This window comes from Streptomyces sp. WI03-4A, from assembly GCF_033792105.1.
Lineage (GTDB): Bacteria > Actinomycetota > Actinomycetes > Streptomycetales > Streptomycetaceae > Streptomyces > Streptomyces collinus_A.
Genome location: NZ_JARAUO010000041.1, coordinates 71,568 through 93,759 on the forward strand (window position 1 = coordinate 71,568; position 22,192 = coordinate 93,759).

Genomic DNA, 22,192 nt, shown 5'->3' on the forward strand with positions numbered 1-22,192 from the left:
CGCGCACACTCCCCCAGACCCCGACATTTCACTGATTCCGACTTGCGTTTCCCGTACGAGAGGACCCCTCCCATGGCCGATGCCCCCACCGGCAAGGTGACCTTCGTCGGTGCCGGCCCCGGCGCCGCCGACCTGCTGACCTTCCGCGCCGCGCGCGCGATCGCCGACGCCGACGTGGTGATCTGGGCGGCGAGCCTGGTCCAGGCGGAGGTCCTCGAGCACGCGCGCGAGGGCGCGGAGATCCTGGACTCGGCCACCATGTCCCTGGAGGACGTCGTGGCCGTCTACCGGCGCGCCCTGACCGAGGGGCTGAAGGTGGCGCGGATCCACTCCGGCGACCCGGCGCTGTGGGGCGGTACGCAGGAGCAGCTCGACCGGTGCGCCGAGATCGGCATCGACACCGAGGTCGTGCCCGGCGTCTCGTCCTTCTCCGCCGTCGCCGCGCTCGCGCGGCGCGAGCTGACCATCCCGGAGGTCGCCCAGTCCGTGGTGCTCACCCGGCTCGGCGGCGGCAAGACGCCGATGCCACCCGGTGAGGAGGTGCGCGAGTTCGCCCGGCACGGCACCACCATGGCCGTCTTCCTGTCGGCGGCCCGCAGCGGGCAGCTGGTGCGGGAGCTGCTGGAGGGCGGCTACCCGGCCGACACCCCGGTGGTCGTCGCGTACCAGGCGACCTGGCCGGAGGAGCTGCTCGCGCGGTGCACGATCGGCACGCTGGAGGAGACGGTCAAGGAGCACAAGCTCTGGAAGCACACGCTGTTCCTGGTCGGCCCGGCCCTGGGTGCCAGCGGGACCCGCTCGCACCTGTACCACCCGGGGCACTTCCACGGGTACCGCAAGGCCGACCCGGAGGCCCGGCGGGCCCTGCGCGAGCAGCGGACGAAGAGTTGATCACGGTCGTCGGCACGGGGACGGGCGCGGGCGCGCCGCCGCCCGCGGACGTCCTGGCGCGGGCGGCGCTGGTCGTCGGCGGACGGCGGCACCTGGACGCGGCACCGCTGCCCGAGGGCGCGGAGCGGGTCGTGCTCGGGCCGCTGGCCCCGGCCCTGGACACGATCGCGGAGTACGTCGGCAAGGAGCTGCCGGTGGTCGTGCTGGCCTCCGGGGACCCGGGCTTCTTCGGGGTGGTGCGGGCGCTGGCCGAGCGGTTCGGCGCCGGACGCCTCGACGTGCGGCCCGGGGTCTCGTCGGTGGCGGCCGCGTTCGCGCGGATCGGGCTGCCGTGGGACGACGCGGTCGTGGTGAGCGCGCACGGCCGTGACCCGCGTACGGCCGTCAACGTCTGCCGGGCGCATCCGAAGGTGGCGGTGCTGACCGGGCCCGGGGCCGGGCCGGCCGAGCTGGGCGCCGCGCTGGGCGAGGGGCGGGTCCTGGTGGTGGCGAGCGCGCTCGGCGATCCGGGGCGCGAGCGGGTGGAGCGGGTGACGCCCGCCGAGGCCGCCGCCCGGGACTGGGGCCCGGCGGTGAACGTGGTGCTGTGCCTGGACGAGACGCGGGCGCTCGGCGCGGTACGCACGGTCGCCGGGGCGGCGGCCGGCCCGGCGGCGTGGGCGCTGCCCGAGGACGCGTTCGCCCACCGGGACTCGATGATCACCAAGTTCGAGGTGCGGGCGCTGGCGCTGGCCAGGCTCGGTCCGCGCGCGGGCGACCTGGTGTGGGACGTCGGTGCCGGTTCCGGGTCGGTGGCCGTGGAGTGTGCGCGGTTCGGCGCGGCCGTCGTCGCCGTCGAGCGCGCCCCGGACGGGGTGGAGCGGATCCGCGCCAACGCGGCCGCCCACGGGGTCGACGTGCGCGTGGTGCACGGCACGGCGCCCGGGGCGCTGTCCGGCCTCGCCGACGACCCCGACGCGGTGTTCGTCGGCGGTGGCGGGCGGGAACTGCCCGCCGTCGTCACCGCCTGCGCCCTGCGGGCGCGGCGGACGGTCGTCGTGGCCGTGGCCGCGCTCGACCGGGTGCCGGCCGCGCGTGCGGCGTTGGCCGGTGCCGGGTTCGACTGCGACGGGGTGCTGCTGCAGTCCTCCCGCCTCGCGCCGTTGCCCGGGGACGTGACCCGGCTGGCGGCGACCAATCCGGTGTTTTTGCTGTGGGGCGTCAGAACCCCGGTGTCCAGAGAAGGAGTTGCTCAGTGATCGGCCTGATTTCCGCCACCGCGGCGGGGGCGGCGGCGCGGGACCGGCTGGCCGCGGCCTGGCCGGACCGCACGCGGGTGTACGACGGTCCCGTCGGGGAGGCCGTGCGGGCCGCGTTCGCGGAGTGCGACCAGCTGGTGTGCTTCCTGGCCACGGGCGCGGTGGTACGGCTGCTCGCGCCGCTGCTCGGCGACAAGGCGGCCGACCCGGGCGTGGTGTGCGTGGACGAGGGCGGCCGGTTCGCGGTGTCGCTGCTCGGCGGGCACGGCGGCGGGGCCAACGAACTCGCCCGCGAGGTGGGCGGGTTGCTGGGCGCCGAGCCGGTGGTGACGACCGCGACGGACGCCGTCGGGCTGCCGGGCCTGGACACGCTCGGGCTGCCGTACGAGGGTGCGGTGGCCGCGGTGTCCCGCGCCCTGCTGGACGGTGAGCCCGTGGCGCTCGAGGCGGAGGTGGCGTGGCCGCTGCCGCCGCTGCCCTTCTCCGCGGGGGGCGAGTACACCGTCCGGCTCACCGACCGGGCCGGCGCGCCGGGCGAGCGGGAGGTTCTGCTCAGGCCGCCGACGCTGGTGGTCGGGGTCGGCGCGTCCCGGGGCGCGCCGACCGAGGAGGTCGTCGGCCTGGTCGAGGAGGCGCTGCGCGGGGCGGGGCTGAGCGCCCGGTCCGTCGCCGAACTCGCCACGGTGGACGCCAAGTCCGGCGAGCCGGGCATCGTGGCCGCGGCGGAACGGCTGGGGGTGCCCCTGGTGACGTACTCCGCCGAGGAGCTGGCGGCGGTCGAGGTGCCCAACCCCTCCGGAGCCCCCCTCGCGGCCGTCGGCACCCCGTCCGTGGCCGAGGCCGCCGCCCTGCTGCGCGGCGGTGAACTCCTCGTGCCCAAGCGGAAGTCGGAGCGCGCCGACGGGCAGCCGGCCATGGCGACCTGCGCCGTCGTACGGCGGCCCGGACGCGGCCGGCTCGCGGTGGTCGGACTCGGGCCCGGTGCCCGCGACCTGCTCACCCCGCGCGCGGCGGCGGAGCTGCGCCGGGCGTCCGTCCTCGTCGGGCTCGACCAGTACGTCGACCAGATCCGCGACCTGCTGCGGCCCGGTACCCGGGTGCTGGAGTCGGGTCTCGGCGCCGAGGAGGAGCGGGCCCGTACGGCCGTCGCCGAGGCCCGTGCGGGGCACGCGGTGGCGCTGATCGGCAGCGGGGACGCGGGCGTGTACGCCATGGCCTCCCCGGCGCTCGCCGAGGCGTCCGACGACATCGACGTGGTCGGGGTGCCCGGGGTGACGGCCGCGCTGGCCGCCGGGGCGATCCTGGGCGCGCCGCTGGGCCACGACCACGTGTCGATCTCGCTGTCCGACCTGCACACGCCGTGGGAGGTGATCGAGCGCCGGGTGCGCGCGGCGGCCGAGTCGGACCTCGTGGTCACCTTCTACAACCCGCGTTCCCGGGGCCGGGACTGGCAGCTCCCCAAGGCGCTGGCCATCCTCGCCGGGCACCGGGAGCCGCAGACGCCCGTCGGTGTCGTGCGCAACGCGTCGCGGCCGGACGGGTCGAGCCGGGTGACGACGCTCGGCGCCCTCGACCCGGCGACGGTCGACATGATGACGGTCGTGACCGTCGGCAACACGGCGACCCGGAACATCGCGGGGCGCATGGTCACCCCGCGCGGCTACCGCTGGCAGGGCGCCGGGGAGGAGGCCCGGTGAACCGGATCGTCCACCCCATCGAGCAGGAGTCCTACCGGCGGCTGCGGGCCCGGCTCGACACCTCCGGCTTCCCGCCGCTGACCCGGGCGGTGGTGGAGCGGGTCATCCACTCCGCCGCCGACCTGGAGTACGCGGACGATCTCGTCATGGCCGAGGAGGACCTGGTGCGGGCGCACGCGGCGCTGCACGCCGGGGCGCCGGTCGTCGTGGACGTCGAGATGGTCGGCGCCGGCATCACCCGCCGGGAGACCGTCTGCCGGCTGCGGGACGCCACGGCCGGACCCGGGCTGACCCGCTCGGCGCACGGGATCCGGCTCGCCTACGAGCAGGTCGGGCCCGGCGCCCTGTGGGTGATCGGCAACGCCCCGACCGCGTTGGAGGAGCTGCTGACCCTGGACGCCGCTCCCGCACTCGTCATCGGCCTGCCCGTCGGCTTCGTCGGAGCGGTCGAGTCCAAGGAGGCGCTGCGCGCGAGCGGACTGCCCGCCGTGAGCAACGTGTCCGAGAAGGGCGGCTCGGCGGTCGCCTCCGCCGCGCTCAACGCCCTGCTGTATCACCCCGTTTCACCTGAGGAGACCTCGTGACCACCCCGCCCGCCCTGCTCATCGCCGGCCACGGCACCCGTGACGACGCGGGAGCCGAGGCGTTCCGCGACTTCGTCCGGGAGCTGGGCCGCCGCCACCCCGAACTGCCCGTCGCGGGCGGCTTCATCGAGCTGTCCCCGCCGCCGCTGGGCGACGCCGTCGCCGAGCTGGTCGGCCGGGGCGTGCGCCGGTTCGCGGCCGTGCCGCTGATGCTGGTGTCCGCCGGGCACGCCAAGGGTGACATCCCGGCGGCGCTGGCCCGGGAGAAGGAGCGGCACCCGGGGATCTCGTACACCTACGGCCGTCCGCTGGGCCCGCACCCGTCGCTGCTGAACGTGCTGGAGCGGCGCCTGGACGAGGTGCTGGACGGTGCCGACCGGTCCGAGGTGACCGTGCTGCTCGTCGGGCGCGGCTCGACCGACCCGGACGCCAACGCCGAGGTGCACAAGGCGGCCCGGCTGCTGTGGGAGGGGCGCGGGTACGCCGGTGTCGAGACGGCCTTCGTGTCGCTGGCGGCGCCGGACGTGCCGAGCGGCCTCGACCGCTGCGCCAGGCTGGGGGCGCGGCGGATCGTCGTGCTGCCGTACTTCCTGTTCACCGGCATCCTGCCGGACCGGGTGCGGCGGCAGACCGAGGAGTGGGCGGCCGCCCACCCGGAGACCGAGGTGCGTGCGGCGGACGTCATCGGGCCCGAGCCGGAGCTGCTCGACCTGGTGATGGAGCGGTACGAGGAGGCCGTGCGCGGTGATCTGCGCATGAACTGCGACTCGTGCGTGTACCGGATCGCGCTGCCGGGCTTCGAGGACAAGGTGGGGCTGCCGCAGCAGCCGCACTTCCACCCGGACGACGACGGGCACCACCACGAACACCACCATCACGGGGGGCACTCGCACAGCCATGCACACTGAGGACCACCGGGAGGCCCCGGGCACCGGGCACGATCTGCGCCACCACGGGGACGCCGAGGTGCGGGACGACGGGGCCGGGCTGGTCGACCTCGCCGTCAACGTCCGCGCGGACACGCCTCCGCGCTGGCTGCGCGAGGAGATCTCCGGCTCGCTGGCGTCGCTCGCGGCCTACCCGGACGGGCGGGCAGCGCGGGCGGCGGTGGCCGCGCGGCACGGGCTGCCGGTGGAGCGGGTGCTGCTGACGGCGGGGGCGGCGGAGGCGTTCGTGCTGCTGGCGCGGGCGCTGAAGGTGCGCCGGCCGGTCGTCGTGCACCCGCAGTTCACGGAGCCGGAGGCGGCGCTGCGCGACGCGGGGCACACGGTGGACCGGGTGCTGCTGCGGGAGACGGACGGTTTCCGGCTCGACCCGGCGGCCGTTCCCGAGGACGCGGATCTGGTGGTGATCGGCAATCCGACGAACCCCACGTCGGTGCTGCACCCGGCCGGGACGATCGCCGCGCTCGCCCGCCCCGGGCGGACGCTGGTGGTCGACGAGGCGTTCATGGACGCGGTGCCGGGCGAGCGGGAGGCGCTGGCGGGACGGACCGACGTGCCCGGTCTCGTCGTGCTGCGCAGTCTGACCAAGACGTGGGGTCTGGCCGGGCTGCGGATCGGGTACGTGCTGGCCGCGGCCGGGACCATCGCCGAGCTGGAGCGCGCCCAGCCGCTGTGGCCGGTGTCGACGCCGGCGCTGGTCGCGGCCCGCGCGTGCGTGGCGCCGCGCGCGCTGGCGGAGGCGGCGCACGCGGCCCACCGGACGGCCGCGGACCGCGCCCACCTGGTGGCCGGCCTGACCGGCCTCGCGGACCGCGGCGTACGGGTGGTGGCCCCGGCGGAGGGCCCGTTCGTCCTGGTCCGCCTGCCGGACGCGGCCGCGCTACGGCACCGGCTGCGCGACCTGGGCTACGCGGTGCGCCGCGGAGACACGTTCCCCGGCCTGGACGAACAGTGGATCCGCATCGCCGTTCGCGACCGGGCCACGGCGACCGACTTCCTGCGAGCCCTGACGGCGGTCCTGCCCTAGCGGCCCGCCCCGGGCCCTCGGGGCCCCATCAGGCCACCGACGGCCGGGCGCCCACCCGCCCGGCCGTGGTGGTCTGTGGGCTCAGCCTCGGCGGCGGCGGGCCACCGTCACCGCTCCGCCGCCCGCCAGGAGCAGGGCCAGCGCGCCGCCCGCGATGTACGGCGTCGCCGAGCTGCCGCCGGTCTCCGCGAGGTCGGCCTGGGTGCCCTGGGGCTTCACGTCGGCGGTCGGGGCCTGGCTCGGGACCGTGTGCTTGACCGGGGCCTCGCAGGTCGCGGCGGCCAGGGTGACCGTACCTTCCACGTCGGCCACGTTGAGCTTCAGCGGGTTGATCGAGACCTTGAGCCGGAGGGCCGTGGCGGCCGCCGTGCGGGACGTCGTCCGGCGCTGGGACAGGTCGAGCCGGACGTCGCCGACGCCGGGCACCTTCACCTCGGTGGGGCCGCCGGCGGTGAGCGTGACGCGCTTGCCCAGGACCGTGACGGCGCCCAGGACGTTCGCCGAGGCGACGGGCTTCCTCCCGGCCGCGCAGGTCGCCTTGGCGGTGACCGTGCCGACGTCGATCAGGGAGAGCAGGGGCAGGCCGGGGACGTGCACCCGGGCGTGCACGAGCCGGACCGAGCCCTCGGCGAGATGGCCGTTCGCGGTGGCCCTGGCCGACGCCACCTGGGCGCCGAGGACCGTGAACGGCCTGCCGCCGTCGACGCCGTCGAGCCGCGCCGTCAGCGTGGTCCTCTCGGCGCTCGCCGGCGCCTTGACGTCGTTGAGGCTGACCGCGAGCGGGACGTTCACGGTCTTGTTGAGCAGGGAGACGTCGAGCCCGGTGCGGAGCACGACGGCGGAGGCGCGACCGTGACCGGTGGTCGCGTGCGCGGCGCCCGCGCCCAGGGCGGCGGGCGCCGCGGTGAGGGCGGTGACCGTCGCGACGGCGGCGAGACGACGTGCGGGCATGCGGAAGAAGTGGCTGTTCAAGGCGGTGGGACCCCCAGAAGGAACTTGCTTGGGACCCGTCAACTTTTACGCACTGTGGGTGAACGGTCAGCCATCCTGCGTTACTTCACTCCATCGTGGAGTTTCAGCACACCTCTTCGAATCATCGGGCACAGGCGTTCTGTCACCCGCCCGCACCGCTCCCCCGGCTCCACGCACCCACGCACCCCGCCTACTCGACGATCCGCCCGTTCAGCACCACCCGCCGCGGCGCCGCCAGCACCCGCACGTCGGCCCGGGGGTCGGACTCGTACACCACCAGGTCGGCCGGCGCGCCCTCCTCCAGGCCGGGGCGGCCCAGCCAGGCGCGGGCGCCCCAGCTCGTCGCGGACAGCGCGGCGACCGGTGAGAGCCCCGCGGTGACCAGTTCGGCGACCTCGGCCGCCACCAGCCCGTGGGCCAGCGAGCCGCCCGCGTCCGTGCCGACGAACACGGGGATGCCGGCGTCGTGGGCGCCGCGCACCGTGTCGTAGCGGCGCTCGTGCAGCCGCCGCATGTGCGCCGACCAGCGCGGGTACCTGCGCTCGCCGCCCGCCGCCAGGTCCGGGAAGGTGGCGATGTTGACCAGCGTCGGGACGATCGCGACACCGCGCTCGGCGAACAGCGGAACGAGGTCGTCCGTCAGGCCCGTGGCGTGCTCGATGCAGTCGATGCCCGCCTCGACGAGGTCGCGCAGCGAGCTCTCGGCGAAGCAGTGCGCGGTGACCCGGGCGCCGAGCCGGTGGGCCTCGGCGATGGCCGCCTCGACCGCCTCGCGCGGCCAGCAGGCCGACAGGTCGCCGAGGTCGCGGTCGATCCAGTCGCCGACCAGCTTGACCCAGCCGTCCCCGCGCCGGGCCTCCTGGGCGACGTAGGCGACGAGTTCGTCCGGCTCGATCTCGTGCGCGTAGTTGCGCATGTAGCGGCGGGTGCGGGCGATGTGCCGGCCGGCCCGGATGATCTTCGGGAGGTCGTCGCGGCCGTCGATCCAGCGGGTGTCGGAGGGCGAGCCGGCGTCCCGGATGAGGAGGGTGCCGGTCTCCCGGTCGGTCAGCGCCTGTTTCTCTGCGGTGTCCGCGTCGACCGGGCCCTCGGCACCCAGCCCGACGTGGCAGTGCGCGTCGACCAGGCCGGGCAGCGCCCAGCCCTCGACGGTCCGGACGTCACGGGCGGCGGCGGGGCGGTCGAAGGAGATCCGGCCCCCGACCACCCACAGTTCGTCGCGGACGTCCTCGGGCCCCGCCAGGACCCGGCCCTTCACGTGCAGCACCGGCTGATCGCTCATGCACCGCACCTTAGTGAGCTACGGCCGGGACTCGCCCACCTGGTCCGAGGTCTCCTCCTCCACCTCGGCCATCGCCGGGTCGAGCAGCCGGGACAGGAAGTGCCGGGTGCGCTCGTGCCGCGGGGCGCCGATCACCTGGTCGGGGCTGCCGTCCTCGACGACGACCCCGCCGTCCATGAAGACGACCCGGTCGGCGACCTCGCGCGCGAAGGTCATCTCGTGGGTCACGACCATCATGGTCATGCCCTCCTCGGCGAGCCCGCGCATCACGGCGAGCACGTCCCCGACGAGCTCCGGGTCGAGCGCGGAGGTCGGCTCGTCGAAGAGCATCACGTCCGGGCCCATGGCGAGCGCGCGGGCGATGGCCACCCGCTGCTGCTGGCCGCCGGACAGGGAGGACGGGTAGGCGGCCGCCTTCTCCGCCAGGCCGACCCGGGCCAGGTTCCCGGCGGCGACCCGGGCGGCCTCCGCCTTGCCGCGGCCGAGCACCCTGCGCTGCGGCAGGGTGAGGTTCTCCGTCACCGTCAGGTGCGGGAAGAGGTTGAACTGCTGGAAGACCATGCCGATGCGCCGCCGCGCGGCGTCGATGTCGACGTCCGGATCGGTGATCTCGGTGCCGCCGACGAAGACCTGGCCCTCGCTGGGCTCCTCCAGCAGGTTCACGCAGCGCAGCAGCGTCGACTTGCCGGAGCCGGACGGACCGATGACGCAGACGACCTCGCCCTGGTCGATCTCCAGGTCGATGCCGCGCAGGACGTGGTTGTCGCCGAAGGACTTGTGCAGGCCCTGGACGCGGATCTCGGGGCGGCTCACTTGATCTCCTCCTGGGCCCTGGCCTCCAGGCGGCGGGCGACGAAGCCGAGCGGGATGGTGACCAGCAGGTAGCACAGGCCCGCGACCAGGATCGGCGTGGAGTTGGCGGTGGTGCTCGCCAGGTCCCGGCCGAACTTGGACAGTTCGCGCTCCTCCAGGGTCACACCGAGCAGCAGCACCAGCGAGGAGTCCTTGAAGAGCATGATCAGCTCGTTGGTGAGCGGCGGGAGGATGATCCGGAACGCCTGCGGGATGATGATGGAGACCATGGCCCGGGCGGGCGAGAAGCCCAGTGACCTGGCGGCCTCCGTCTGCCCCTTGGGCACCGCCTGGATGCCGGCGCGGAAGGTCTCCGCCATGTAGGCGGCGCCGATGAGGCCGAGGCCGAGGGCGCCCTTGCCGTAGGTGCCGCCCGGGATCTCCGCGCCGGGGAAGGCCAGGGGCACGGCCACCGCGATGAAGACGAAGATCAGCAGGGCGGGCAGCCCGCGGAAGACCTCGATGTAGAGGCCGGCCACCCAGCGGTACGGCCCGACCGAGGACAGCCGCATCAGCGCGATGACGAGGCCGAGCAGCAGCCCCAGGACGAAGCCGGACACCGTGTACAGGACGGTGTTCTTCAGCGCCAGCGTGAGCACGTCAGGCCACATCTGCCGGGCGATGCCGCCCTGTGCGAACTGGTTCTGCAGCCGGCCCCAGTCCGCCGAGACCGCCGCGGCGATCACGGCGGCGACGAACACGACGTACTGGATGCCGCGGGAGACCCGGCGCTTCTGGCGCCGGGTCAGCCCCTTCTTCTTCGGCCGGGGCCGTACGTCCGTGTCGGTCATGAGCCGGCGGGAGAGGCCACGGAGGCGTCGTACGGGCCGATCCACTGCTCGTAGATCTTCTTGTAGGTGCCGTCGGCCTTGGCGTCCTTGAGGGCCTTGTCGATGGCCTCGCGCAGTGCCGCGTTGCCCTTCTTGACGGTGAAGCCGTACTGCTCACCGGTCTTGAGGTTGTCGACGACCTTGAACTTGTCCGCGTTGGCCTTGTCCTTCAGCCAGCCCTGGACGACCGGGTAGTCGATGACGACGGCCTGGACCTGTCCGGTGCGCAGTCCGTTGAGGACGGCGTCGGAGGACTCGAAGGAGACCGGGTCGTAGCCCTTGCTCTTGGCGTAGTCCTCGCCGGTGGTCTGCGCCTGCGCGCCGAGCTTCTTCCCCTTGGCCTTGACGTCGGCGAGCGAGTCGACCCCGCTGCTCCTGTCGACCAGGACGGCCTGGGTGGCCTCGAAGTACGGGTCGGAGAAGTCGACGTTCTTCTTGCGCTCCGGCGTGATCGTCATGCCGGCGGCGGCCAGGTCGCACTGCCCGGAGTTCAGGAAGGCGCCGGTCTTGAAGTTCTCGAAGGGCGTGTCGACGATCTGCTGCTTGACCCCGAGGTTCTTGGCGACGAGGTCGATGAGGGCGACGTCGAAGCCCTGCACCTTGCCGTTGACCTCGGACTGGAACGGCGGGTACGGCAGGTGGGTGCAGGTGGTGAGCTGACCGGCCTTGACGAGGTGGACCCCCTTGACGGTGGCACCGCCGCTCCCGCCGCCGTTCGAGGAGCAGCCGGCGGCAACGAGCACGAGTCCGGCGGTCGCGGTGGTGGCGGCGAGGAGGCGGGTCCGGCGCCCGGAGAGCGTTTTCATGGGGGGAGATCTCCAGTGGGGGAAGAGTGGGTTCCGATTATAAGGAAGAGTTTGAGTCTCTCAAATCAAACCGATGGCTACGGGGCCGTCCGACCTAAGATCGAGGGAGTCGACTCCCCCGAGCACGAAGAGAGCACCGTCGTGACCCACCCCTTCCTCGACCTGCCCCCGCTGACCGCCGGGCGGTTCGCCGCCATCGAGGAGCGGGTGGCCCGGCTGCTGGCGACCCGGCAGGACGTGCTGATCACCCAGGGCGAGGCCCTGCTGCCGCTGGAGGGCGCGATCCGCGCGGCGGCCGGCCCCGGTACCGTCGCGCTGAACGTGATCACCGGTCCGTACGGGCAGACCTTCGGCGACTGGCTCCGGGACTCCGGGGCGACGGTCCACGACCTGGCGGTGCCCTTCCACACGGCGGTGACCGCCGACCGGGTCCGGGAGGCGTTCGCCGAGCACCCGGAGATCGACTTCGTGTCCCTGGTGCACGCCGAGGCCGCGACGGGCAACACCAACCCGGTCGCGGAGATCGGCGCGGCGGTGCGGGAGCAGGGCGCGCTGTTCTACCTGGACGCGGTCGCCTCCGTCGGCGCCGAGCCCGTACTGCCGGACGCCTGGGGGGTCGACCTGTGCGTGATCGGGGCCCAGAAGGCGATGGGCGGCCCGGCGGGCGTGTCGGCGATCTCGGTGAGCGAGCGGGCGTGGGCCCGTATGGCGGCCAACCCGCACGCCCCGCGCCGCTCCTACCTGTCCCTGCTCGACTGGAAGGAGCGGTGGATCGACGGCGGCCGCAAGGCGCTGCCGCACGCTCCCGCGCAGTTGGAGATGCTGGCCCTCGACGCCTGCCTGGAGCGGATCGAGTCGGCGGGCGCCCAGGCGGTGATGGCCCGGCACGCCGCGGCCGCCGCGGCGACCCGGGCGGGCGTGACGGCGCTGGGCGGGGGTCTGACGCCGTACGTGCACGAGGCCCGGGACGCGGCGCCGGTGGCCACGACCCTGCGCGCGCCCGCCGGGCACTCGGCCCGGGAGCTGGTCGCCCGGGCCCTGGCGAGCGACCCGGCGCTGCCGCTGGCCGCCGGCGGCGGCGCCCTGGTCGAGGAGATGATCCGGGTCAACCACTACGGGCCCGACGCGACCCCGGCCGCCGTGCACGGCTCGCTGGCCGCCCTCGGCGCGACCCTCGCCGAACGGGGCGTCGCCGTGGACCTCGCGGCGGCCCGCGTCGCCGTGGACGGTGCCTGGCGGTAGCCGGGGGTCCCCCGGGGACGCCATACGGAGCGGCCCGCGCCTTTCGCGCGGGCCGTTCTCGTTTTCGAGCCCAGAATTCAAATTGGCTTCACAATTTCTGCGAATTCATTCGTCGATAGCTTCCCGTCTTCTTCTGCCCGCTTTTTGCGACCCTAAACAACGAGGTTGCGCCGGGCCCACTCGGGGCTTTTCGGGTTGTGACACACTCCACAGAGGGTTGGTTCTGTCCCGATTTGTACTGGGACAACTCGGACATACCACCTAGTTGGCCACTTGGAGCACTCCAGCCACCCGTGCATTTTTCAATTTGCCTCGCTAAATTCGTGCCGCATGACTGCCGCACCAGCAGACCTTCTCATCGACCGACCCGCGATGGCCGACGGAGCCGCGCTCTGGCGTCTCGCCAAGGAATCCGAAACCCTCGACCTGAACTCTTCGTACGCCTATCTGCTGTGGTGCCGGGACTTCGCCGGCACCTCGGCGGTGGCGCGCGGCGCGGACGGCGAGCCCGTCGGTTTCGTCACCGGCTACGTGCGGCCCGACGACCCCACCACGCTGCTCGTCTGGCAGGTCGCCGTCGACGCCGCCCACCAGGGCCACGGCATCGCCGCCGCGCTGCTGGACGGGCTGGCCGCCCGGCTGACCGCCGACCGCGGCATCACCCGCCTCGAAACCACCATCAGTCCCGGGAACACCGCCTCCGAGCGCCTGTTCACCTCGTTCGCCGCCCGCCACGGCGCCGACCTCACCCGTGAGGTGCTGTTCCCCGCAGGGCTCTTCCCGGACGGCCCGCACGATCCGGAAGTCCTGTACCGCATCGGCCCGCTGACCCCCGCCACCGCGCACTGAGGAGCGATCTCACGTGACCATCACCCAGCCCGACCTGAGTGTCTTCGAGACCCTGGAGTCCGAGGTCCGCAGCTACTGCCGCGGCTGGCCCACCGTGTTCGACCGTGCGCAGGGCAGCCGGATGTACGACGAGGACGGCCATGCCTACCTCGACTTCTTCGCCGGGGCCGGCTCACTCAACTACGGCCACAACAACCCCGTGCTCAAACGGGCGCTGATCGACTACCTGCTGCGGGACGGCGTCACGCACGGCCTGGACATGTCCACCACGGCCAAACGGTCGTTCCTGCAGACCTTCCAGGACCTGGTGCTGCGCCCGCGCGACCTGCCGTACAAGGTCATGTTCCCGGGCCCCACCGGCACCAACGCGGTGGAGTCCGCGCTGAAGCTCGCCCGGAAGGTGAAGGGCCGGGAGGCGATCGTCTCCTTCACCAACGCCTTCCACGGCATGTCGCTCGGCTCCCTCGCGGTCACCGGCAACGCCTTCAAGCGGGCCGGCGCCGGCATCCCGCTGGTGCACGGCACGCCCATGCCGTTCGACAACTACTTCGACGGCCAGGTCCCGGACTTCCTGTGGTTCGAGCGGCTGCTGGAGGACCAGGGCTCCGGGCTCAACAAGCCCGCCGCCGTGATCGTGGAGACCGTGCAGGGCGAGGGCGGCATCAACGTCGCGCGCCCCGAGTGGCTGCGCGCGCTCGCCGACCTGTGCGAGCGGCAGGACATGCTGCTGATAGTCGACGACATCCAGATGGGCTGCGGCCGCACCGGCGCCTTCTTCTCCTTCGAGGAGGCCGGCGTCACGCCCGACATCGTCACCGTCTCCAAGTCCATCAGCGGCTACGGACTGCCGATGTCGCTGTGCCTGTTCAAGCCCGAACTCGACGTCTGGGAGCCGGGCGAGCACAACGGCACCTTCCGGGGCAACAACCCCGCCTTCGTCACCGCCACCGCGGCCCTGGAGACCTACTGGACCGACGGCTCCGCGATGGAGAAGCAGACCCGTACCCGGGGCGAGCAGGTCGAGCAGTCCCTGATCGCCATCACCGAGGAGAACCTGGCCGACGTGCGCGAGTACCGCGGCCGCGGCCTGGTGTGGGGCCTTGAGTTCCACGAGAAGGAGCGGGCCTCGCGGGTCGCGAAGCGCGCCTTCGAGCTCGGGCTGCTCATCGAGACCTCAGGGCCCGAGAGCGAGGTCGTCAAACTGCTCCCCGCTCTCACCATCACCGCCGACGAGCTGGACGAGGGCCTGAGCATCCTCGCCCGCGCCGTCCGCGAGACCGTCTGACACCCCCACCGAGGAGGAAGCACAGCACCGTGATCGTCCGATCGTTCAAGGACATCGAAGGCACCGACCGGCACATCAAGTCGAAGTCCGGCACCTGGGAGAGCAAGCGGATCGTCCTCGCCAAGGAGCGGGTCGGCTTCTCCGTGCACGAGACCATCCTGTACGCCGGCACCACGACGGACATGTGGTACGCCAACCACATCGAGGCCGTCGTCTGCACCCGGGGCGAGGCCGAGCTGACCGACCGCGAGACCGGTCGGAGCTACACCATCACGCCCGGCACCATGTACCTCCTCAACGGACACGAGCGGCACACGCTGCGGGTCAAGGAGGACTTCCACTGCATCTGCGTGTTCAACCCGCCCGTGACCGGACGGGAGGACCACGACGAGAACGGCGTCTACCCGCTGCTCACCGAGCCCGAGGAGGTGTGACACCCATGACCACCGTCACCGATCTCTACCCCAGCCGCGGCGCCGGCGAGGTGGCCGTCCCGCGCCAGGACCCGGTCGTCTGGGGCTCCCCGGACACGCCCGGCCCGATCGCGACGGCCGACCTGCAGGCGTACGAGCGTGACGGCTTCCTGGCCATCGACCAGCTGATCACCCCCGGCGAGGTCGAGGTCTACCGGCAGGAGCTGGAGCGGCTGGTCGCCGACCCGGCGATCCGGGCCGACGAGCGCTCGATCGTCGAGCCGAAGTCGCAGGAGATCCGCTCGGTCTTCGAAGTGCACCGGATCAGCGAGGTGTTCGCGAAGCTGGTGCGCGACGAGCGGGTGGTCGGCCGCGCCCGGCAGATCCTCGGCTCGGACGTCTACGTCCACCAGTCCCGGATCAACGTCAAGCCGGGGTTCGGCGCCAGCGGCTTCTACTGGCACTCGGACTTCGAGACCTGGCACGCCGAGGACGGCCTGCCGAACATGCGCACGGTGTCCGTCTCGATCGCCCTGACCGAGAACCACGACACCAACGGCGGCCTGATGATCATGCCGGGCTCGCACCGCACGTTCCTCGGCTGCGCCGGTGAGACGCCGACGGACAACTACAAGAAGTCGCTGCAGATGCAGGACGCGGGCACGCCGTCCGACGAGGCGCTGACGAAGATGGCCGGCGAGTACGGCATCCGGCTCTTCACGGGCAAGGCCGGCTCGGCGACCTGGTTCGACTGCAACTGCATGCACGGCTCCGGCGACAACATCACGCCGTTCCCGCGCAGCAACGTGTTCATCGTGTTCAACAGCGTGGACAACGCGGCCGTGGAGCCGTTCGCCGCGCCGGTGCGGCGGCCGGAGTTCATCGGGGCGAGGGACTTCACCCCCGTGCGGTGATCGCCGGCACGACCGGGCCGGGGCCTCCTCGTGTGGGACGGGAGGCCCCGGCCCGGTCGTGTCAGCGGGACCGTCGGTGGGACAGGGCCGCCAGCAGACGGTCCACGTCGGCGGCCGTGTTGTACAGGTGGAAGGCCGCGCGCAGGAAGCCCGCACGGTCGGAGAGCTCGAGGCCCGCCCTGCTCAGGTCCGGCTGGCGGGAGCCGAGTCCCGGCACCGAGACGATCGCCGAGCCGGGGGCGGGCACCGGCTCGTGCCCGAGGTCCGCGAGCCCGGCCCGGAACCGGTCGGCCAGGGCCACGGCGTGCGCGTGGACGGCGAACACCCCCAGTTCCTCGATCAGTTCGAGAGAACGGCGCAGCCCGGCGTAGCTGAACAGGGCGGGCGTGAGGTCGAACCGCCTGGCGGAGCGGGCGAGTTCGGTGACCGGCCCGTAGCAGCTGTCCCACGGCGCCTCGCCCGCGACCCAGCCGGCGAGCACCGGGGTCAGCCCGCCGAAGTCCTCGGGCACGGTGAGGAAGGCCGCTCCGTGCGGACCGAGCAGCCACTTGAAGGAGACGGTGGCGGTGAAGTCGTGGGCGCCGGCGTCCATGGGCAGCCAGCCGGCGGCCTGGGAGTAGTCGACGTAGGTGCGGGCGCCGTGCTCCCGGGCGGCCTCGCGCAGCGCGGCCAGGTCGGCGACGCGTCCGTCGGCGGACTGGGCGGCGCTGACCGCGACCAGGGCGGTGCCCGGACGGACGGACTCGGCGAGGCGCTCCAGCGGGACCGCGCGCACCTTCAGGTCGCCGCGGACGTGGAACGGGTTCAGCACGGAGGTGAAGTCGGCCTCGGCGGTCAGCACTTCGGCGCCTGCGGGCAGCGAGGCGGCGATCACCCCGGTGTGCGCGGCGACCGAGGCGCCCGCCGCGACCCGGTCGGCCGGGACCCCGGCGAGCCGGGCGTACGCGGCCCGGCAGGCCTCCACGTCCTCGAACAGCGGGGCCAGCGGCCGGCCCGCGGCCCGCAGCAGCGCCGCCTCGTGCAGGGCGGCGACGGTGCGGGCCGGCAGCAGGCCGTTGCTCGCGGTGTTGAGATAGGTGCCGGCGGGGGCGAACTCGGCGCGGACGAGGCTCTCGAACGTCTCCGTGGTCTCCGTGGTCTCCATGGGACCACTGTGCGGCTCCGCGAACTGCCCGTCCATTGCGAATTTTTACGCGGAACGTCTCAGGAACCCTTATACATCCGCGCCGACCTGCGGTTTCTCAGTGCTGCGGCACCGCACACCCGTCCGGGCCGCAGGCCGTGCCGTCCTCGGCGCCGCTCTGCCGGACCAGCTTGAGCGGGGAGCGCTCGCCCCACGCCTGGGTCAGCGCCTGGGTGAAGACCTCGGCCGGCTGCGCGCCGGAGACGCCGTAGGCGCGGTCGAGGACGAAGAAGGGGACGCCGTTCGCGCCGAGCCGGGCGGCCTCGCGCTCGTCGGCGCGGACCTCGTCGGCGTAGGCGTCGGGGTCGGCGAGCACCGCGCGGACGGCGTCGGCGTCCAGGCCGGCCTCGACGGCCAGCTCCACCAGGCGCTCGTCGCCCTCGGTGAAGACGGACCGCTCCTCGGCGAAGTTGGCCCGGTAGAAGCCCTGGATGAGCTGGTCCTGCCTGCCGTGCTCCTTGGCGAGGTGCAGCAGGCGGTGCATGTCGAAGGTGTTGCCGTGGTCGCGGCCCCGGGTGCGGTAGTCCAGCCCCTCGGCGGCCGCCTGGGCCCCGAGGTTGTCCTCGCCGGCCTGGGCCTGCGCCTCGCTCATGCCGTACTTGCGGGTGAGCATGGTGAGGACCGGCTGGACGTCGCCCTTGGCGCGGCCGGGGTCCAGCTCGAAGGAGCGGTGCACCACCTCGACCTGGTCGCGGTGCGGGAAGGCGGCGAGCGCCTTGTCGAAACGGGCTTTCCCGACATAGCACCAGGGGCAGGCGATGTCCGTCCAGATCTCGACGCGCATGCTCTCGGCTCTTCTCCAGGTCGTACCGGACGAAGACCCTCTCCGCCCAGTGCGTGAACGTTCAAACAGCCGGGTTCATTCCCCGGGCACCCGGTAGTACAGGTCGAGGTGGTGGTCGTCCTCGGCGCGCGGGTTGTCCGGGTCGGGGATCCAGCCCTGGCGGGCGTAGAAGGCCTGGGCGCGCCGGTTGTCGACGTGCACGTCGAGCACGGCCGTCCGTCTGCCGTCGGCCCGCCACTCCTCCACGCAGGCCGCGTGCAGGGCGGTGCCGATGCCGGCCCGCCAGTGGCCGGGGTCGACATGGAACTGGAACAGCTTCACCGTGTCCGCGGTCGCGCCGTCCGGGGTGCGGAAGGAGGCGATGCCCACGATCCGGCCCCGCTCCACCGCGCACAGCACATGGCCGTCCGGGCGCTCGATGGAGCCGCGCCAGGCCTCGGTCCAGTCGACGTCGGCCTGGGGGACGCCGTCCGGGTAGTACGTCGAGCGGGCCCTGAAGTGCAGATCGGCGATGACCCCGGCTTCAGCGGGCACGGCGGTGCGGATCACCAGAGCGTCGTTCAGGCGGTCACTGATCATGAGACCAAGGACGCGGGGGTGCCCGGTTCCGGTTCCGGTCCGGCCCGGTCGCCTCAGCTCCCGTCCCTCAGGTCGCTCGGCCAGACGGGCCGGAACTCGATGTGGTCCCAGGTGACCACGCAGCCCTCGCCCAGCGGCGACTGGGCCATGAAGCCGACGAGCGCCGCTCCGGTCTCCTTCTCCCCGCCCAGCGTGAACAGCCGGACGAAGGTCCAGCGTTCGCCGTCCCGTGAGGCGTGGAAGGCGAAGGCCCGTCCGGTGCGGCTGACCCGCAGCCACACCGAACTCCCGTGCACGGTGAAGGAGTTCGCGTCGTCGGAGTGCCCCCGGGTGACCACCGTGCAGACGGTGGGCACGTCCGGGGAGTACTCCAGGCAGAGCTTGGCCCAGGCGCGTTCGCCGACGTGGACGTGGAGCACCCCGGCGTCGAAGGACGCGTTGAACCCGACGGTGACGCGGGCGATGAGCTGGAAGTCGCCCTCGGGCGCCCCGAGCAGCCGGGGCGCGTCGGCGGCGGGGTCCAGAGCCTCACCGGTCGGCGTGACGAACCGGTCCTGCCGGGGCCCGGCCCATCCGGTCAGCACGCCGTCCTCGTGGGACCAGTGGCCGTCGGGGCCGTAGGTCCGCAGCGGGAAGGGGAGTTCGGGAAGCTCGGTGTCCATCGGCGGATTCTCGCAGAGCGGGCCGGGGCTGGGCCGTGTCCGCACAGTCCCGCCTGCCCCACGACGGGACTGTGCGGACCCGACCTAGCGCTCCAGGACCTTGTTGAAGCGCCGCGGGAGCCCCAGCGGGTTGTCGTCGCGCAGCTCCTTCGGCAGCAGGGCCTCGGGCGCGTTCTGGTAGACGACCGGTCGCAGCCACCGTTCGATGGCCGTCCCGCCCACGGAGGTGGACGTGGAGGTCGTGGCGGGGTACGGCCCGCCGTGGTGCTGCGCCGGTGCCACGGCCACTCCGGTCGGCCAACCGTTCACCAGCACCCGCCCGGCCAGCGGGGTCAGCTCGGCGAGGATCTCCGCGCCCCGGCCCTCGCCCGCGGCCTCCGCACCGGAGAGGTGGACCGTCGCCGTCAGGTTGCCCGGCAGCCGTGACAGGACCGCCGCCGCCTCGCCCTCGTCCTCGTACCGCGCGACCACGGTGACCGGCCCGAAGCACTCCTCGAGCAGCAGGTCGTGCGGGCCCTCCCCGGCCAGCCGGCTCGCCGGCACGGTGAGGAACCCGGCGCTGACCGTGTGCTCGCCGCCCGCGCCCGGCGTGACCGGCGCCTCCACCCCGGGCAGCCCGGCCCGCTCGGCGACGCCCGCGACGAAGTTGTCCCGCATGCGGTGGTCGAGGAGGACGCCCGCGCCGGTGGCGCCGACGGCGTCCGCGAGCGCCTTGACGAGTCCGTCGCCCGCCGCGCCGGACGGCACCAGCACCAGGCCCGGCTTGACGCAGAACTGGCCGACGCCCAGGGTCATGGACCCGGCCAGCCCGGACCCGATCGCCTCCGCGCGCTCGGCGGCCGCCGCCTCGGTGACCACGACCGGGTTCAGCGAGCCCAGCTCGCCGTGGAACGGGATCGGCACCGGCCGCGCCGCGGCCGCGTCGAACAGGGCGCGTCCGCCGCGCACGGAACCGGTGAAGCCGGCGGCGGCCACCAGCGGGTGCCGGATCAGTTCGACGCCCGCCTCGAAGCCGTGCACCAGGCCGACGACGCCCTCGGGGACGCCGTGCTCGGCGGCGGCCCGGCGCAGCACCACGGCGACCAGCTCGGACAGGGCCGGGTGGTCGGGGTGGGACTTGACGACGACCGGGCAGCCCGCGGCCAGCGCGCTCGCGGTGTCCCCGCCGGCTACGGAGAAGGCGAAGGGGAAGTTGGAGGCGGAGTAGACGGCCACCACGCCGAGCGGCACCTTGTAGCGGCGCAGGTCGGGGACGGGCGGGGTGGCGGTGTCGTCGGGGTGGTCGATGATGACGTCCAGGAAGGCGCCCTCGTCGACCATGTCCGCGAAAGCCCGCAACTGGTAGGTGGTCCGGGCGAGTTCGCCGGTCAGCCGGACCGGCCCGAGGGCGGTCTCGGCGTCGGCGGTCTCCACCAGGCCGTCCTTGGCCGCGTCCAGACCGGCGGCGGCCGAGCGGAGGAAGGCGGAGCGGACGGCGCGGTCGGCGAGGGCCCCGCGGGCGGCGTGCGCCGCCCGGACGGCCGCGTCCACCTCCTGGGCTGTGGCCTCCACCGCAACCTGCTCGCGCTGCTTCCCGGTGCGCGGGTCGACACTCCAGACTGGTGCTGCTGCCACCGCGGGTCCCTCCAAGTAAGGCCGCATTTCCTGGGTCAACATCAGCCGCGTTCGATATACTGAACACTGTCTCTGATGATGAATTCGCTGCTCGGAGACTATATATCTAGGTCCTCGTCGAACGAAGGGGTCAGGGGCGATGTCGGCAGCCGAGACAGGCGGCGGGGCGCAGGTCAAGTCCGCGGTACGGACCGTTGAATTGCTCGAGTACTTCGCCGGCAAGCCCGGCATGCACTCGCTCGCGGCCGTCCAGGAGGCCGTGGGCTACCCGAAGTCCAGCCTCTACATGCTCCTGCGCACGCTCGTGGAGCTGGGCTGGGTGGAGACGGACGCCACGGGGACGCGGTACGGCATCGGGGTGCGGGCGCTGCTGGTGGGCACGTCGTACATCGACGGCGACGAGGTGGTCGCGGCGGCCCGGCCGACGCTCGACCGGCTCTCCGACGACACCACGGAGACCATCCACCTCGCGCGCCTCGACGGCACGAACGTGGTCTACCTGGCCACCCGCCAGTCGCAGCACTACCTGCGGCCCTTCACCCGGGTCGGGCGGCGGCTGCCCGCCCACTCCACCTCGCTGGGCAAGGCGCTGCTCGCCACGCACACCGACGAGCAGGTCCGCAAGCTGCTGCCCCAGACGCTGCCCGCGCTCACCGAGCACACGATCACCGACCGCGAGCAGCTGATCGAGGAGCTGCACCAGGTCCGCGAGCAGGGCTTCGCCGTCGACCGCGAGGAGAACACGCTGGGGCTGCGCTGCTTCGGGGTGGCGATCCCGTACCGCACCCCGGCCCGTGACGCCATCAGCTGCTCGGTCCCGGTGGCCCGGCTGACGCCCGCCCACGAACAGATGATCAAGGACGCGCTGTTCGACGCCAGGGACCGGCTGACCCTCGCGACACGGCGGCTCTAGGCAGCCCGGTGCGGGCCCGGACCGGCGCGTAGGCTCTCCCCCATGGAGATCGCGCTGCGTGCCGTGGAGGACAGTGATATGCCGGTCTTCTTCCGGCAGATGAACGACCCCGAGGCCCTGCGGATGGCCGCCTTCGGCCCGCAGGACCCCGCCGACCGCAACGCCTTCGACGTCCGCTGGAAGCGCGTCCGGGACAGCTCCTTCCTGCTGCGCACCGTCCTCGCCGACGGCGTCGTGGTCGGCAGCGCGGGCGTCTACGGAGAGCCGGGCGAGCGCGAGGTGACGTACTGGATCGACCGGTCCTACTGGGGGCGCGGCGTGGCGACGGCGGCCCTGCGGGCCCTGCTCGTGGAGGTCCCCGAACGCCCGCTTTACGCCCGGGCCGCAGCCGACAACGCGGGCTCGCTGCGGGTGCTGGAGAAGTGCGGCTTCCGGGAGAGCGCGCGGGCCCGCGGGTACGCCAACGGGCGCGGCGCGGAGATCGACGAAGTGGTCCTGCGGCTGGAGGGCTGAGGCGCCTCTCCCCCGTGCGGCGGAGACGGATCGTCGCCGCGCGGGACGCGCGCCGCCCGCCCGCGCGGGACGGTTGCGGCATGACCCCCGCCACCGCGGCGGCCCGGGGCGGCCGGCC

General features: G+C 73.4%; 23 protein-coding genes. 13 read left to right on the forward strand and 10 right to left on the reverse strand.

Going from position 1 to position 22,192, the window contains the following annotated elements; genetic code table 11:
* Window positions 1–72: 72 nt before the first annotated feature.
* Genes cobM through cobC form a run of 6 tightly spaced genes read left to right on the forward strand, consistent with a single transcriptional unit; the run spans window position 73 to window position 6,381 of the window.
* On the forward strand, window positions 73–891 hold the full coding sequence (gene cobM / locus PV343_RS31845) for a precorrin-4 C(11)-methyltransferase (protein WP_319150506.1): 819 nt from the start codon (window positions 73–75) through the stop codon (window positions 889–891).
* Window positions 888–2,129, forward strand: a complete 1,242-nt coding sequence (gene cbiE, locus PV343_RS31850) for a precorrin-6y C5,15-methyltransferase (decarboxylating) subunit CbiE (RefSeq protein ID WP_319150507.1) — start codon at window positions 888–890, stop codon at window positions 2,127–2,129. Before cobM ends, cbiE begins: the two co-directional genes overlap by 4 nt.
* Window positions 2,126–3,826: a precorrin-3B C(17)-methyltransferase gene (gene cobJ / locus PV343_RS31855; RefSeq protein WP_319150508.1), complete on the forward strand. Its 1,701-nt coding sequence runs from the start codon at window positions 2,126–2,128 to the stop codon at window positions 3,824–3,826. The genes cbiE and cobJ overlap by 4 nt, the downstream gene beginning before the upstream one ends.
* Window positions 3,823–4,410 (forward strand): precorrin-8X methylmutase, encoded by a 588-nt coding sequence (locus PV343_RS31860; RefSeq protein ID WP_319150509.1) that lies wholly within the window; start codon window positions 3,823–3,825, stop codon window positions 4,408–4,410. The genes cobJ and PV343_RS31860 overlap by 4 nt, the downstream gene beginning before the upstream one ends.
* Window positions 4,407–5,318, forward strand: coding sequence for a sirohydrochlorin chelatase (locus tag PV343_RS31865; RefSeq protein WP_319150510.1), 912 nt, complete (start codon window positions 4,407–4,409; stop codon window positions 5,316–5,318). Before PV343_RS31860 ends, PV343_RS31865 begins: the two co-directional genes overlap by 4 nt.
* Window positions 5,308–6,381 carry an Rv2231c family pyridoxal phosphate-dependent protein CobC gene (gene cobC, locus PV343_RS31870; RefSeq protein ID WP_319150511.1) on the forward strand — a complete coding sequence of 358 codons (1,074 nt, stop codon included), beginning with the start codon at window positions 5,308–5,310 and terminating at the stop codon, window positions 6,379–6,381. Before PV343_RS31865 ends, cobC begins: the two co-directional genes overlap by 11 nt.
* An 81-nt stretch (window positions 6,382–6,462) precedes the next feature.
* Here the strand turns inward: cobC and PV343_RS31875 are convergent, their stop codons facing one another.
* The 5 genes from PV343_RS31875 to PV343_RS31895 all read right to left on the reverse strand — a co-directional run bounded on the left by PV343_RS31875 (window position 6,463) and on the right by PV343_RS31895 (window position 11,123).
* On the reverse strand, window positions 6,463–7,353 hold the full coding sequence (locus PV343_RS31875; RefSeq protein ID WP_319150513.1) for an SCO1860 family LAETG-anchored protein: 891 nt from the start codon (window positions 7,351–7,353) through the stop codon (window positions 6,463–6,465).
* Between the two features lie 190 nt (window positions 7,354–7,543).
* On the reverse strand, window positions 7,544–8,635 hold the full coding sequence (locus PV343_RS31880) for an amidohydrolase family protein (protein ID WP_319150514.1): 1,092 nt from the start codon (window positions 8,633–8,635) through the stop codon (window positions 7,544–7,546).
* Window positions 8,636–8,653: 18 nt separating this feature from the next.
* The gene (locus PV343_RS31885) at window positions 8,654–9,448 is read right to left on the reverse strand and encodes an amino acid ABC transporter ATP-binding protein (RefSeq protein WP_319150515.1); all 795 of its coding nucleotides are present in this window, start codon (window positions 9,446–9,448) and stop codon (window positions 8,654–8,656) included.
* Window positions 9,445–10,278, reverse strand: a complete 834-nt coding sequence (locus PV343_RS31890; protein WP_319150516.1) for an amino acid ABC transporter permease — start codon at window positions 10,276–10,278, stop codon at window positions 9,445–9,447. Before PV343_RS31890 ends, PV343_RS31885 begins: the two co-directional genes overlap by 4 nt.
* On the reverse strand, window positions 10,275–11,123 hold the full coding sequence (locus PV343_RS31895; protein WP_319150517.1) for a transporter substrate-binding domain-containing protein: 849 nt from the start codon (window positions 11,121–11,123) through the stop codon (window positions 10,275–10,277). The genes PV343_RS31890 and PV343_RS31895 overlap by 4 nt, the downstream gene beginning before the upstream one ends.
* 141 nt (window positions 11,124–11,264) lie before the next feature.
* On the opposite strand from PV343_RS31895, the gene PV343_RS31900 reads away from it, so the two are divergent.
* The 5 genes from PV343_RS31900 (at window position 11,265) to thpD (ending at window position 15,826) form a co-directional block, all read left to right on the forward strand.
* The gene (locus PV343_RS31900; protein WP_319150518.1) at window positions 11,265–12,365 is read left to right on the forward strand and encodes a pyridoxal-phosphate-dependent aminotransferase family protein; all 1,101 of its coding nucleotides are present in this window, start codon (window positions 11,265–11,267) and stop codon (window positions 12,363–12,365) included.
* A 330-nt stretch (window positions 12,366–12,695) separates the two neighbouring features.
* Entirely contained in the window at window positions 12,696–13,214 is a 519-nt protein-coding gene (ectA, locus tag PV343_RS31905) for a diaminobutyrate acetyltransferase (RefSeq protein ID WP_319150519.1), read from the forward strand.
* 13 nt (window positions 13,215–13,227) lie between these two features.
* The gene (gene ectB, locus PV343_RS31910) at window positions 13,228–14,499 is read left to right on the forward strand and encodes a diaminobutyrate--2-oxoglutarate transaminase (protein ID WP_020939240.1); all 1,272 of its coding nucleotides are present in this window, start codon (window positions 13,228–13,230) and stop codon (window positions 14,497–14,499) included.
* A 29-nt stretch (window positions 14,500–14,528) separates the two neighbouring features.
* Window positions 14,529–14,933 carry an ectoine synthase gene (locus PV343_RS31915; RefSeq protein WP_319150520.1) on the forward strand — a complete coding sequence of 135 codons (405 nt, stop codon included), beginning with the start codon at window positions 14,529–14,531 and terminating at the stop codon, window positions 14,931–14,933.
* A gap of 5 nt (window positions 14,934–14,938) precedes the next feature.
* A complete protein-coding gene (gene thpD, locus PV343_RS31920; RefSeq protein ID WP_319150521.1) occupies window positions 14,939–15,826 on the forward strand; it encodes an ectoine hydroxylase in 888 nt (295 codons plus the stop codon).
* A 61-nt stretch (window positions 15,827–15,887) separates the two neighbouring features.
* Here thpD and PV343_RS31925 read toward each other — a convergent pair whose 3' ends face one another.
* The 5 genes from PV343_RS31925 to PV343_RS31945 form a co-directional block, all read right to left on the reverse strand.
* Window positions 15,888–16,970 (reverse strand): aminotransferase class V-fold PLP-dependent enzyme, encoded by a 1,083-nt coding sequence (locus tag PV343_RS31925; protein ID WP_415923531.1) that lies wholly within the window; start codon window positions 16,968–16,970, stop codon window positions 15,888–15,890.
* A 97-nt stretch (window positions 16,971–17,067) separates the two neighbouring features.
* Window positions 17,068–17,793 carry a DsbA family oxidoreductase gene (locus PV343_RS31930; protein ID WP_319150523.1) on the reverse strand — a complete coding sequence of 242 codons (726 nt, stop codon included), beginning with the start codon at window positions 17,791–17,793 and terminating at the stop codon, window positions 17,068–17,070.
* A gap of 75 nt (window positions 17,794–17,868) precedes the next feature.
* Window positions 17,869–18,372 carry a GNAT family N-acetyltransferase gene (locus PV343_RS31935; protein WP_319150524.1) on the reverse strand — a complete coding sequence of 168 codons (504 nt, stop codon included), beginning with the start codon at window positions 18,370–18,372 and terminating at the stop codon, window positions 17,869–17,871.
* Between the two features lie 53 nt (window positions 18,373–18,425).
* Window positions 18,426–19,034, reverse strand: coding sequence for a DUF1349 domain-containing protein (locus tag PV343_RS31940; RefSeq protein WP_319150525.1), 609 nt, complete (start codon window positions 19,032–19,034; stop codon window positions 18,426–18,428).
* 84 nt (window positions 19,035–19,118) lie between these two features.
* Window positions 19,119–20,648 (reverse strand): aldehyde dehydrogenase (NADP(+)), encoded by a 1,530-nt coding sequence (locus PV343_RS31945; RefSeq protein WP_319150526.1) that lies wholly within the window; start codon window positions 20,646–20,648, stop codon window positions 19,119–19,121.
* Window positions 20,649–20,787: 139 nt separating this feature from the next.
* Here PV343_RS31945 and PV343_RS31950 point away from each other — a divergent pair, with 139 nt between their 5' ends.
* Together PV343_RS31950 and PV343_RS31955 are read left to right on the forward strand one after the other, a co-directional pair.
* Window positions 20,788–21,561, forward strand: a complete 774-nt coding sequence (locus PV343_RS31950) for an IclR family transcriptional regulator (protein ID WP_319150527.1) — start codon at window positions 20,788–20,790, stop codon at window positions 21,559–21,561.
* 42 nt (window positions 21,562–21,603) lie between these two features.
* A complete protein-coding gene (locus PV343_RS31955; RefSeq protein WP_319150528.1) occupies window positions 21,604–22,074 on the forward strand; it encodes a GNAT family N-acetyltransferase in 471 nt (156 codons plus the stop codon).
* Window positions 22,075–22,192 lie beyond the last annotated feature (118 nt).